General features: G+C 60.4%; 9 protein-coding genes. 4 read left to right on the forward strand and 5 right to left on the reverse strand.

What is annotated here, in order from left to right; genetic code table 11:
- Positions 1–2: 2 nt before the first annotated feature.
- The gene (locus C0V97_RS03310; protein ID WP_127100765.1) at positions 3–2,165 is read right to left on the reverse strand and encodes a peptidase domain-containing ABC transporter; all 2,163 of its coding nucleotides are present in this window, start codon (positions 2,163–2,165) and stop codon (positions 3–5) included.
- Between the two features lie 272 nt (positions 2,166–2,437).
- Complete coding sequence (locus C0V97_RS03315; protein ID WP_127100633.1) at positions 2,438–2,830, reverse strand: hypothetical protein; 393 nt, start codon at positions 2,828–2,830, stop codon at positions 2,438–2,440.
- 155 nt (positions 2,831–2,985) lie between these two features.
- Between C0V97_RS03315 and metH the strand changes: the two genes are divergently transcribed.
- Complete coding sequence (metH, locus tag C0V97_RS03320; protein WP_370264934.1) at positions 2,986–6,486, forward strand: methionine synthase; 3,501 nt, start codon at positions 2,986–2,988, stop codon at positions 6,484–6,486.
- A gap of 147 nt (positions 6,487–6,633) precedes the next feature.
- The gene (locus C0V97_RS03325) at positions 6,634–7,404 is read left to right on the forward strand and encodes a YdcF family protein (RefSeq protein ID WP_127100637.1); all 771 of its coding nucleotides are present in this window, start codon (positions 6,634–6,636) and stop codon (positions 7,402–7,404) included.
- A gap of 39 nt (positions 7,405–7,443) precedes the next feature.
- Here the strand turns inward: C0V97_RS03325 and C0V97_RS03330 are convergent, their stop codons facing one another.
- Both C0V97_RS03330 and C0V97_RS03335 read right to left on the reverse strand, forming a co-directional pair.
- Positions 7,444–8,316 carry a hypothetical protein gene (locus C0V97_RS03330; protein WP_127100639.1) on the reverse strand — a complete coding sequence of 291 codons (873 nt, stop codon included), beginning with the start codon at positions 8,314–8,316 and terminating at the stop codon, positions 7,444–7,446.
- An 87-nt stretch (positions 8,317–8,403) separates the two neighbouring features.
- The gene (locus C0V97_RS03335; RefSeq protein WP_127100641.1) at positions 8,404–9,483 is read right to left on the reverse strand and encodes an alkene reductase; all 1,080 of its coding nucleotides are present in this window, start codon (positions 9,481–9,483) and stop codon (positions 8,404–8,406) included.
- 123 nt (positions 9,484–9,606) lie between these two features.
- Here C0V97_RS03335 and C0V97_RS03340 point away from each other — a divergent pair, with 123 nt between their 5' ends.
- Together C0V97_RS03340 and C0V97_RS03345 are read left to right on the forward strand one after the other, a co-directional pair.
- On the forward strand, positions 9,607–9,903 hold the full coding sequence (locus C0V97_RS03340; RefSeq protein ID WP_127100643.1) for a helix-turn-helix transcriptional regulator: 297 nt from the start codon (positions 9,607–9,609) through the stop codon (positions 9,901–9,903).
- 54 nt (positions 9,904–9,957) lie between these two features.
- A complete protein-coding gene (locus C0V97_RS03345) occupies positions 9,958–12,099 on the forward strand; it encodes a lipopolysaccharide assembly protein LapB (RefSeq protein WP_127100645.1) in 2,142 nt (713 codons plus the stop codon).
- Between the two features lie 95 nt (positions 12,100–12,194).
- On the opposite strand, the gene C0V97_RS03350 is transcribed toward C0V97_RS03345, so the two are convergent.
- A complete protein-coding gene (locus tag C0V97_RS03350) occupies positions 12,195–12,545 on the reverse strand; it encodes a hypothetical protein (RefSeq protein WP_127100647.1) in 351 nt (116 codons plus the stop codon).
- Positions 12,546–12,560 lie beyond the last annotated feature (15 nt).

Consider the following 12,560-nt stretch of genomic DNA (forward strand, 5'->3'; position numbering starts at 1 on the left):
GCTTATTCCTCATCCATCAGCATGGGATCATCTTGGGGACCGGCATTGGCGCTGCGCGCACTGTGTTCATGCCGGTTCTGTTGCATCCAGAGCATGCGATAGATCTCACAGCGTTCCAGGAGCACCGCATGGGGGGCCACATCCACCACCTTGCCCTTGTCCATGACGCAAATCTGATGGCAGTCCACCAGCGAGGAGAGACGGTGCGAGACGATCACCATCGTGCGACCCTTGCCGATACGCTGCAGGTTGGCATTGACCAGAGCCTCGCTCTCGGGATCGAGTGCCGAGGTCGCTTCGTCGAGGATCATGAGCTTGGGATCGCTGATCACCGCACGGGCAATCGCGAGGCGCTGTCTCTGACCGCCCGAGATATTCGTCGAGCCTTCTTCGATCGCGGTATCATAACCCGCAGGCATGCGATCGATGAACTCCTCGGCACCCGCCAGACGCGCTGCGCGGATCACGTCATCCATCGTATAGCCAGGCCGCCCGGCCGTGATGTTGTCACGCACGGTACCGCGGAAGAGGAAGTTGTCCTGAAGCACGACACCGAAGGAGCGACGCAGATGGCTCAGATTGATCTCGCGCAGTTCGACGCCATCGAGGCGCAGATAACCGGTATAATTCCGGCTAACCCCCTGCAACAGGCGCGTCACGGTAGATTTGCCAGAGCCTGAGCGTCCGACGAGGCCCAGCATCGTGCCAGCCGGAATTTCGAAATTGACGTCGTTAAGCGCCTTGATGGTGGACCCGGGATAACAGAAATCTACTTGCGTGAAGGAGAGCGCCCCCTTGATCGGGGGGCGTAGCCCCGAAGTCAGGGCCTTGGTCTCGGTGGGCTGGTTCAGCACCAGCCCTGCCTCACCCAGCGAGGTCATGACTTCGTTCACGTCTTCCAGAATCTTGGCCAAGCCAACCAGAGGCGCCGCGACGCGACCCCCGAGCATCATGAAGGCCATGAGAGCGCCGGGTTGGATGGAGCTCGATCCTGTCAGGATCAGATAAGCCCCAACCAGAATGATACCGCGATTGATGAACATCTCGAGCGGCATGACAAGGGTGGAGGGCCAGCTCTGCATACGACCGGCAGCGAGCTTCCAGCGGATTACATCGGCCGTTGTCTCGTCCCATTTCTCCCGTCGGGTGGGTTCCAGCGCCAGCGTCTTGACGGTGCGGATACCGGCCACTGTCTCATACAGCACCGAACTGCGCTCCATCTCGGCGCGGATGAGGCGGTTATACACGCGCGTCATGGGCGGCAGGAAGATCACGATGATCAGCCCGATCAACCCGGCACAGGCCACAGTCAGCCAGGCGAGCGTGGCGCTCATATAGAAGAGCAGCGGCAGGATCACGAAAAGCGTGAACATATCCAGGAAGGTCGACATGAGCTTGCCGGTCAGGAAGTCACGTACCTTGTAGATCGCCATATAGCGACCGAGAATGCGCCCGGTCTGCTCACGCTCGTAGAATTCGAGGGGTAGAGCCAGAAGTCTGCTGAAGGCGTGCAGCGAGATACGCGTATCGACGCGGGTGGTCAGCACAAGCATGAGCTCGCGCCGCCCATAGGTCAGCAGGACCTCGTAGAAACTCAGGATCAGTACGATGGCGGTGATCGAGACCAGCGTCGACATCGAATGGTAATTCACCACGCGATCGATAACCTGCATGACGATCAGCGCTGGGAAAATCTGCAGGATAGCCAGAACCATCGAGGCGAAGAGCACATCGCGCAGCGAGTTCTTCTCGCGCATGACGATGCGTACGAACCACATCAAATCGAAAGGCGCATCGGCCTCGGAAAGGTCACGACGGCGTTTGATGAGCAGGATATCGCCTGTCCAGACCTGAGAGAGACGCAGCTCATCCACGGCCACAGGTACGCTGCCATCATCCCCAAGGGGGTCACGCAGCCAGACGATGTTGCGCTCCGGATCGGCACGCACCATCAAGGCCGCCGAGCCATCGCGGAACATCAGCACGATCGGCGGCGTATTCTGCATACGCACAAGAAAGCGCCATTTAATGCGCATTCCCTTCGCCACAGCCCCATTTTCATTGAGCCAGCGTGCGAGAGAAGCAGGGGAAGGCGACGATTCACCAGGTTCCGCAGCGAAGTCACGGATATCCAGATCGAGCCCGTGATATTTGGCGGCCGCCATGGCGGCGCGCAGCCGGATATAGACTGGATCCTGGGTCTCGCTGTCCGCAGCGACGCCATCACGATGCTTCACGAAGCTTCCTCTTGCTTACCTCTGAGCCGCCCGGATTCCAGGACGCCAGAATGAGATGGGATCACCGCCCCAGATCGGGCGCACCCTTTCATCCTCGACCTGAACTTGTAGAAATCACGGAACCGCGCCCCGAAACCCCTCTTATTCCCTTAACGATACTGTGTAAATTCCTAAGAGGATGATGAAAAAATACATAGAATTTAAAATTCGTATCGCGCCATGATCATTCCATCACTCTTGAGCTTGGCTCTGACTTCATTTTCCGCGCCTCCGTTACAGAGACAGATTACAAAGCTGAAGTCGGGACAGGCACCGCGCACATGATCAAGGAAGAGTTGATGCAGAGCCTTGATCAGTGGATCCCGCCCGCCGCAGCATCCGCAAAAACGTCCATGAGCCCCATACCCGGGCATCATCGGGGCGACTGACCTCCTCAGAGCCCAGTCCGGCTCGTCCGGCGGGAAGATGCCCTCAGCCGTCATGCCTCCCCCATAAGAGAGAAGGGCCCCCTCGCGACGACGCGCCTGCCACGGCATAGCGAGCGCCAGAGCGTCAGTGATCAGAATGAGCGGGATACGACCGCCTGAAGACATGGCTGAAGACCCTCCCTGTTCGCCATGGACATTTATACGTATCGATCCCTACTCTGGACAGAATCCATTGCCTCTGAAAAAAGCGGGCTGCCGCGACCTCTCTGGCGGCGCAATCCCGATCGTGCCCGATCCGAACGACGAGACCCATTGCCATCATGACACGTCCCCATCTTCTCGACGCCCTGCGTGACCATGTCCTGCTTTGCGACGGCGGCATGGGATCGCGCATCCAGATGCTGGATCTGGAGGTCGAGCGCGATTACTGGGGGCAGGAAAACTGCACGGAAATCCTGACCCTCTCCCGGCCCGAGCTCATCCGCGAGATTCATCGCGGCTATTTCGGGGTCGGCGCCGATATGGTCGAGACCAACACATTCGGTGGCTCGATCGTCACCCTTGCCGAATTCGGGTTGCAGGACCGCGCTCGCGAGATCAACCGCAGATCTGCCGAGCTGGCGCGCGAGGCTGCCGAGACCTTCAGCGACGGGCGTCATCGTTATGTTGTGGGCTCCATCGGCCCAGGCACCAAGCTGCCCAGCCTCGCCAATATCGACTACGACACTCTCGAGGCCGGGATCATCGAGCAATGCCGTGGCCTGATCGATGGGGGGGTCGATGCCTTTCTGATCGAGACCTGCCAGGACACGCTTCAGATCAAGGCAGCCGTCAACGCCGCCAAGGCTGCACGGCGCGAGCTGGGCTCTGACGCCCCCATTTTCGTGCAGGTAACGGTCGAGACCACCGGCACGCTTCTGGTCGGCCCCGATATCGCCGCAGCGGCCACCACAATTCATGCGCTGGACGTGCCTCTCATCGGCATGAACTGCGCCACAGGCCCGCAGGAAATGGCGGAGCATGTGAAATGGCTGTCAGAGAACTGGCCGGGGCTGATTTCCATCCAGCCCAATGCGGGGCTTCCCGAGCTGGTGAATGGCACCACGCATTACCCTCTCACCCCCGGTGAGATGGCGAGCTGGGTGGAGCGCTTCATCGTGGAGGACGGGCTCAATCTGGTAGGCGGATGCTGCGGCACCTCCACCCCGCATATCCAGGCGCTGGACGGGATGCTTCGCAAGCGCGGCGGGACCAGTCACCGCCCTGCCCCGGTCAAGCGCATCCACCATTGGGTGCCCTCCGTTGCCAGCCTCTATACCCAGACGCCGCTGCGTCAGGAGAACGCCTATTTCTCCATCGGCGAGCGCTGCAACGCCAATGGCTCCAAGAAATGGCGTGAGTTGCAGGAAGCCGGCGACTGGGATGGCTGCGTTGCCGTAGGGCGCGAGCAGGCCACCGAGGGCTCCAATGCGCTCGATCTCTGCACGGCCTTTGTCGGACGCAATGAAATTGCCGAGATGAATGAGGTCGTCACGCGCTTCACGTCTTCGGTGAATGCGCCTCTGGTGATCGACTCAACCGAGACCCCAGTCATTGAAGCTGCGCTCAAGCTGCATGGCGGCAAACCCATCATCAACTCGATCAATTTCGAGGATGGCGAAGGCCATGCCGAGGACCGCATGATCTTGGCGCGCAAATTCGGCGCTGCGGTGATTGCGCTCACCATCGATGAAGTGGGCATGGCCAAGACGCCGGAAGACAAGCTGCGCATTGCCGAGCGTCTGGTCGATTTCGCCTGCACGAAGCACGGTCTGCCGCAATCCGATCTGATGATCGACCCGCTGACCTTCACCATTGCCACGGGCGTGGAAGACGATCGCAAGCTGGGTGTCTGGACGCTCGAGGGCATCCGGATGATCCGCGAGCGCTTCCCCGATATCCAGATCATCCTGGGCCTGTCAAACATCTCCTTCGGCCTCAACCCGGCGGCGCGCGCCGTGCTGAACTCGGTCTTCCTCGATCATGCGGTCAAGGCTGGCATGACCGGCGCCATCGTGCATGTCAGCAAGATCCGCCCGCTGCATCTGATCGCCGCCGAGGAAGTGAAGGTGGCCGAGGATCTGATCTTCGACCGACGCAGCGAGGACTACGATCCGCTCCAGAAGCTGCTGGAGCTCTTCGCGGGCCGAAAAGCCGCCGATGCCATTCAAAAGCGTCGCGCCGAGACACCGGCCGAACGTCTGAAGGACCGTATCGTCGATGGCGACCGCAAGGGCATCGAGGACGATCTCGCCGCGGCAATGGAAGAAATGCCACCGCTCGACATCATCAACACCGTGCTGCTGGATGGTATGAAAGTGGTGGGCGAGTTGTTCGGCGCGGGCAAGATGCAGCTTCCTTTCGTGCTGCAATCGGCCGAGACCATGAAAACCGCCGTGGCGTGGCTCGAGCCCTATATGGAGCGTGTAGAGGGTCAGGCGCGTGGCACGATGGTCCTCGCGACCGTCAAGGGCGACGTGCACGATATCGGCAAGAACCTCGTCGATATCATCCTGACCAATAACGGCTACCGCGTCATTAATCTCGGCATCAAGGTCCCTCTGGCTGATATGATTGCTGCGGCGCGCGAGCATAACGCGCAGGCCATCGGCATGTCGGGCCTGCTTGTGAAATCTACCGTGATCATGCGCGAAAACCTCGAAGAGATGGCGCGTCAGGGTATCGATATTCCTGTCTTCCTCGGTGGCGCAGCACTGACACGCAACTACGTGGAGGACGAATGCGCCCGCTCCTACGGGATCGAGACAGCAGGGCGCGTCGCCTATGCGCGCGATGCCTTCGATGGGCTGTCGCTCATGGACAAGGTCGTGAATGACCAGTTCGACGACTATCTGAGCGCCATCCAGACGCGCCGGGCGGGCAAGCAGCGCAAGGTCGAGCGTGCGCCCGAGCTGGCCGAGACACGCGGCTTCGCGCCCATCGACAAGGACGCCGCGCGCATCCGCCGTGCCCGCGTGGCCGGAACCCAGCCCGTACCCGTGCCGCCTTTCTGGGGTGCCCGCGTGGTCGAGGCCACGCCCGCGGCTGTGCTCCCCTTCCTGAATGAGCGCTCGCTCTATCAATTTCAATGGGGCTTTCGCAAGCAGGGGCGCTCGCTCGACGAGTTCATGACCTATGCCAAGCAGGAACTGCGCCCGGTGCTCAAGCGCATGCTGGCGCTCTGTGCGGAAGAAACCATTCTCAAACCCCAGGCCATCTATGGCTACTGGAAGGCCGCGGGCGAAGGCAATGACCTCGTGCTCTTTCACGAGGATGGCGTGACCGAGGCTGCGCGCTTCACCCTCCCCCGCCAACCCCGCGAAGATGGCGAGTGCATTGCCGATTTCGTACGTGACATCGACGAAACCGAGCGCGATGTGGTGGGTCTGCAGGTCGTGACCGTGGGGCAGAAAGCCTCTGATCTGGCGCGAGACTGGTTCGAGGCCAACCGGTATCAGGATTATCTCTATCTGCACGGGCTGTCGGTCGAAATGGCCGAGGCCATGGCGGAATACACCCATAAGCGGATCCGCGCCGAACTGGGTTTTGCGGGCGAGGATGACCGCGACATGGAAAAGATGCTGGCGCAATCCTATCGTGGCTCGCGCTACTCCTTTGGCTACCCGGCCTGCCCGCGTCTGGAAGATCAGGAGCCCATTCTGAAGCTCCTCGATGCAGAGCGCATCGGGGTCTCGCTTTCGGATGGCTATCAGTTGCACCCCGAGCAATCGACTTCCGCCCTCGTCATGCTCAACCCGCGGGCCAAGTATTTCACGGTCTGACCCGAGTGTGATGCCGCGTTTCAGCAGGCACGGGGCCATATTTGTCCGCAATGAAAACCGGCGTCGCATTTCCCCAGTAGGTGCGGCGTCACCCTACCCGGTCACTCCCTCGATCGGTTCGGGAGAAACGAAGGCGATGGGACAGAGATGACACATCCGGATTTTACCGCTCTGGAACAGCCCGAGATCAGGGAGGCCGCGGATCGCATTGCTGCCTATCTGGCTCTGACCAGCAGCGACGATGCGCCAAACCGGATCGACCTAGTCTGCCTTGCTGGCAATGGCGTACTCGCCTGCGTGGATCATGCTGCGAGCCTGGCGCGCCAACATGGCTGCCTGTTGATGATTACCGGCGGCATCGGGCATTCGACTCCGCCGCTGGTAGCGGCCCTCGCTTCACGTCTCGATTGCGCGCCGTCTGCCCTTGCCGATCTCTCCGAGGCCGAGCTGATCTCTCGCCTAATTGCGGCGGACTCCCTCATCGCGAGTGACCAGATCATCCTGGAAACCCGCTCGACGAATACGGGCGAGAACGCGGCTTTCACGCGCGACACGCTCGATGAGCTCGGGCTCAGGCCGCATCATGTCGTTCTGGTTCAGGACCCGCTCCTGCAACGCCGCACCGATGCGACGTTCCACCATGTCTGGCGCGAGCGATCGACACATTTTTTCTCGTCCCCGCCTTTCACGCCCCGCCTCAGAGAGACGGTAACCTCGCAATCCTGGACGGAGGAGCGCTACCTGTCCCTGCTTCTAGGGGAAATTCCCCGGCTTCAAGATACGACCTCTGGTTATGGCCCTAAGGGACGCGGCTTTATCGGGCACGTTGATATACCCCGGATAATTCTAGAGGATTACGCGCGGCTTGCGGCTCGCTTCGCGACGCAAGCCGCGCGATGGCCCTGTAACCCGGCTTAAGGAGACATTCCCGCGCCGGATTATCCTGCTGCTGCCATCTCAGTACGCGTAGGCGAGACCTGCACGAAGGGTAAGGCCGTTCTGGATGCCGCTTGAGGTCCAGCGTCCTGCGACCTGCCCCTCACTTACGCTCTGATAGCGATACTGGTCTTTGTCATGGCCATAAGATGTATAGGCGTAATCCCCCCCGGCTGTCAGATGCCAGTGGCGCGTCATGCGGTAATCCGCCCCGAGGCTGCCTTCCCAGCGCGGCCGCGTCGCAGCGCCCTTAACACGATAGGTCTGCGTATCGAGAATCTCGGCCCAGCCAAACCGACCGCGAAGGACCAGGCGATCGGTGAGCGCATAATCCGCATTCACGCCGAGACCGACAAAAAAAGCATTCTGCCCGCCGAAGCTATCGTAGCCATAGGAGTCATATCCCCCCTGGACGAAGGGGGTGATGAGCGCCTTATCATGCAGGAACAGGAAACCCTTGCCGATTTCGCCTCGACTATAAGTCGAGTTAGCACTTTCCCCGCCATTGCTCTGCCAGGCGTCGCCTCCATAAGCCGAACTGTAGCGACGCGCATATTTGTCATTGCGCGTTCCCGATCCGAGCCGGAAAAGTGCCGAAGCATAGAGGTTCTCTATTCGCCCCAGAGACACCATCGTCGAGGCGTCCACCTGGAACCCCGGAACCCAGCCGATACGACGGGAGCGGGATTGCGACGCAGAACGATACGGGCCGTACCACCGGCCGCCGGTCGTCTGATACTGGTCGCCATAGCCCCCTACGAGATTATCGAAAATCCCGGCCATCGAAAGGCCAATTTCCCGATTAACAGCAACCACAGGCAGCGGGTCGGCCAGCGCCGTCGAAACCGTGAGAACTGAGAGGAGGGCTGCGGTGAAAATGGATGTTGCGCGCATTGAGGTCCCAGAAAGAAACGAAATGTATCTTCCTGAAACCCGAACGCGCGATGACGTCAATGTTGTCTTATCGAAATCAACACCAAGTCATGATTCGTTATAAAACGGGTAATCGATGTATCCCTCATCACCACGGCTGTACCACGTCTTGATATCGTCCGACTGAAGCGGAAGATCCTCGGCCAGACGTCGCGTCAGATCAGGATTTGCGATGAATTTTCGACCAAAAGCAATGGCATCGGCAACTCCGCCAGCCACCGTTTCGATCGCTTCCTCGCGCGTATAGTCCTGATTCAGGACCAGAGGATTCCGGAATACTTCGCGAATCGGCCCATGCAGCTTGGGCTGGTCGGTCTTGCCGAAGGTACCGTCCGGGCCAGGCTCGCGCAGTTCGAGAAAGCCGATCCCCAGATCGTTCAGCATTCTCGCCGCAGGGACGAACACGGTCTCAGGCGCGCTGTCGATGCAGCCTTGGGTATCGCCGTTCGGCGAGAGGCGCACAGAGGTACGCTCTGCGCCGATCGTCGCAATCACACGCTCGGTAACCTCGCGCAGCAGTCGGATACGGTTCTCGGGCGAGCCACCATATTCGTCCTCACGGTGATTGGTACCATCGCGCAGGAACTCGTCGATGAGATAGCCATTGGCCGCGTGGATCTGCACCCCATCGAACCCGGCGGCAATAGCGTTGCGTGCAGCAACTTCGTATTCGCCCAGAATCCGCGTGATATCCGCCTTGGTGAGCGCGCGCGCCTGCTCTGGATCCTGCTTGCCGTCATAGGTGTGCAGCGGCGCGGGAGCTGAGGTGGGCGAGCTTGAAACTGGCTGCTGGCCGGTTACGCTGGAATGAACCATACGGCCCATGTGCCAGAGCTGGACGATGATCTTGCCGCCCTTGTCATGAACGGCCTTCGTTATTGGCTGCCAAGCCTCGACCTGCTCCTGCGACCATATTCCGGGCGCATAGGGCCAGCCCAGCCCCTCGCGGCTGATTCCAGTCGCCTCGGAGATGATCAGTCCGGCACTGGCGCGCTGGGCATAGTATTCTGCCATAACAGGTGTTGGCACATGGTCACGCGTGCCACGGCCGCGGGTGAGCGGCGACATCAGGATCCGGTTCTTCGCATGGATAGCGCCAAGCTGGATCGGATCGAACAGAGTTGTCATAATGCTGTGTCCTCATGAACCCGTGGGGGTTTAATTCGATTTTGATCGAACAATATCAGGAATGGGGATGCCCATGGCTCACGACAACCCCTCCCCCGAGTTTTTTGGAATCGGACAGCGCAAATGCCTGACTATGACCACCCCGCTCCGGATACTCTGACCCTGCTGGGTGTTCTGCGAGGACTAGCCGATCCGATCCGACTTGAGATCGTTCAGCACCTCGGGAAGGTTCCCGAAGCAAGTTGCGCTGCCTTGCTCGGTGACCGCCCCCGATCCAGCATGTCCCATCACTTTCAGGTGCTGCGAGAAAGCGGGCTGTTGCACACACGGGTTCAGGGTGTGCAACACTTCAACTCCCTGCGGAAAGCGGATCTTGATGCCCGTTTTCCGGGTCTGATCGACGCCGTGCTCGCCTGCTGAGTGAAGGGGGAAGCAGTGTTCACCCCGGCGCAAGGCAAGAAGGAGGAAACCCGAATGGCACGCATCTTACTGACCTGGCATGGAGCGGTCGTTTGTTGGTCGGGTGGCGTACTGGCCCCAGTCAGTCCAGCCGCAGTGGCAGCCGGCGATGCAACTCCCCTTCTCGTTGATGAAAATGATCACCTTCTCAGTGGTCCCGCCTGCATTGCGATAGACCCTGCCCCCGGCGATCCTGTCCCGACGGGGCACAAGGCGTCGGCTTTCGTGATCCGCACGGGATCGCTCTATCTGAGCTGCCGAAACGACACCGAGTTTCATCTCGTACCCCATGCGCAGGCATGGGAGTTTTTCGTGTCTTTACCGCAAGCATGCATTCCCCTCATCGCCCGCGTCGTAGCGATGCGCTGGCTCGTGCAAGGAAAACAGACGCCACGAGGTCGATGTGCCGAGTTCTCGGTCTGGCTCGGAGAGGAACGCTTCGACCCCTCTGCCCTGCTTTTGTCGGAAGATGGGCAGACCCTGACGCTTCCGGGTGGCCGCGTTTGCCCGGCCTATCCTGGCCCCGCCCTGTCTCATGCTATCGCATCGGTAGACGATTTGATCCGAAATCCTCTGGTCACCTCAGAGGAGAGAATCTGGGCGCATGGCGGTGATCTGGCCGCCCAGATGCTACACGTGATTACCGCCCCCCACCATGCACCGCATCTGTATCACCTTGCTCGCCTCTGTGCGCTGCTCGGGCATTATGACGCGGCCCTTGCCTGCCTGGACGCGTTGGACGGGCTCATGGAGCCAGCAGAGCTGCTTTGGGCCCGCGCCACTATCGCGTATCGACAGGAGAGATACGCTCTTGTCCGGCCGCTTTTGCGCGACGCAATCGAGGACGCTGCCAAACGCTCATTACGTCAGCAACTCATCATGAAAACCAGCGAGAGATTTCTTCCCGAAAACTGTCATCCGCTGGCAGCCGCCCGTCTGTTCCGCGAGGTTTACGACGTGCATCTCGACGGCGAATTCTGCAGGGTCCTCGTGCCCTCTCCCCTGCTTGCAGATGCAACGTACGAGACACGCAGCGTCTATCTGCAGACCCTCGAGGAAATCTGGGGGCAGTGCCCCCCCGCTCGCCGTCGCCTCTTTCTGGAAGCCGAGAAGGCCTTCAACGGAGAGTCCCATGCTCTGAGCGTGGTAAGCGGACATGAGGCGTGGTATCGCGGGGATGCAGACGGTGCGAACCCCCATTACGAACGGGCACGACAGCTTTCGATCGAAACAGGCATGCAGTTCGTGCATTTCAACTGTGGTGCCTATTCCTGGCTGACCGGCTTCCCCCGCAAGCCGGAGCCCGCGCCGCTCGATCTCTCGGGGTGGGAATGGCACTGGACGGGGACGGATGCCACAGCTGCCCAGCCCGATCTTTGCATCGTCGCCGGCAGCGATGAGCGCTATTTCCGCTTCGTGCCAAGGCTGGTCGCCTCTCTCATTCAGGCCTGCGCCGCAGGCAGCCGCCCCGGCATGATCCATCTGATCCTCGGCTTCGCGAGTCCCAGCCCCGACCAGATCAGCTTTCTGGAACGCGTCGCAAAAACGTTGCACGCCGCCCGCAGCCCCGTCGCCCTGAGTTTTACCTCCGGGCGTCTGGCGCATAATGACGGCGCGACCTATTCCTGCATTCGCTATCTCATGATGCCGAAAATTGTCGAACGGTTCTCCTGTCCGGTCATGACAACCGATATCGACGCCATGTTCCCGACCGATTTTCTTTCCCTCTCGGAAGCTCTGCGCACCAATCATGATTACGGATTCCGGCTCTATGCCTTTGACTCGGAGGGCAGACAATTCATGGGCGAGCCCTGGGGCTTTGGTGCCGGTGTCTCGTATTTTGGTGAGACAGCATTGCTACCCGTACTCGCACACGACCTGCATGACTATTTGCGTACGGCCTATCTGACGGCAAACCCGACAAACTGGTGTATCGACCAATGCGCATTGGCCGCCATTTTTCACCGCCATATTGGGCCGCGATGGGCTGATCTGCGCATCCGCTTCATGGATACGCCCCCCGCTATCGTCGTGATGCCCCACCACACCGGCATGGACAAAAGCAGCTTCGCGGCATGGGAGGGGCTGGTTGACATGGCTCAGGTCTATGCTTCTCTGGGCCTCAACCCCGAAGAGGCCAGTGCGCTCGTGACATGACAGGATGCGGTACGCGCTTTTGTAGCGTCGGGGCTTTGCCCGAACTGACGCTCCTCCAGCTCTGACCGCTTCTTTGGGCACCCAGCGCGTCGCCCTCAGGGCGTGACCGAAAACTGCGCCGTGACAAGTCCTGTATCGGGATTCCAGACCACGACCTGCTCTCCCTCGGGATTGCTGATAAGCAGAACGACAGAACCATCCGGGCGTACGGATTGCGAGACGATATGGCCGGTAGCGTGATAGACGAAACCGGGCCGGGCACCACCTGATGACGCGCCCCCCGTCTTCGGCGGGATGGATACGCCATGATGCGCCGCCGTGCCACCCGAGAGCGCCCTATGGGCGATCACCCCGATCAGCCCCGCCACCCCTACTACGATCATCACACCCATGATGATAACGGCCGCCATGAGCGCACGGGAAACGGGAGGGGCAGGCGTGGTCATGGCGAGACGCGATCC

Source organism: Asaia sp. W19, from assembly GCF_003994335.1.
Classification (GTDB): domain Bacteria; phylum Pseudomonadota; class Alphaproteobacteria; order Acetobacterales; family Acetobacteraceae; genus Asaia.

What these genes read in the sequence shown, in the direction of transcription:
- C0V97_RS03310 (WP_127100765.1), bottom strand. Translation starts at nt 2,165, where the DNA reads ATGGCGGCCGCCAAATATCACGGGCTCGATCTGGATATCCGTGACTTC.
- C0V97_RS03315 (WP_127100633.1), bottom strand. Translation starts at nt 2,830, where the DNA reads ATGTCTTCAGGCGGTCGTATCCCGCTCATTCTGATCACTGACGCTCTG.
- metH (WP_370264934.1), top strand. Translation starts at nt 2,986, where the DNA reads ATGACACGTCCCCATCTTCTCGACGCCCTGCGTGACCATGTCCTGCTT.
- C0V97_RS03325 (WP_127100637.1), top strand. Translation starts at nt 6,634, where the DNA reads ATGACACATCCGGATTTTACCGCTCTGGAACAGCCCGAGATCAGGGAG.
- C0V97_RS03330 (WP_127100639.1), bottom strand. Translation starts at nt 8,316, where the DNA reads ATGCGCGCAACATCCATTTTCACCGCAGCCCTCCTCTCAGTTCTCACG.
- C0V97_RS03335 (WP_127100641.1), bottom strand. Translation starts at nt 9,483, where the DNA reads ATGACAACTCTGTTCGATCCGATCCAGCTTGGCGCTATCCATGCGAAG.
- C0V97_RS03340 (WP_127100643.1), top strand. Translation starts at nt 9,607, where the DNA reads ATGCCTGACTATGACCACCCCGCTCCGGATACTCTGACCCTGCTGGGT.
- C0V97_RS03345 (WP_127100645.1), top strand. Translation starts at nt 9,958, where the DNA reads ATGGCACGCATCTTACTGACCTGGCATGGAGCGGTCGTTTGTTGGTCG.
- C0V97_RS03350 (WP_127100647.1), bottom strand. Translation starts at nt 12,545, where the DNA reads ATGACCACGCCTGCCCCTCCCGTTTCCCGTGCGCTCATGGCGGCCGTT.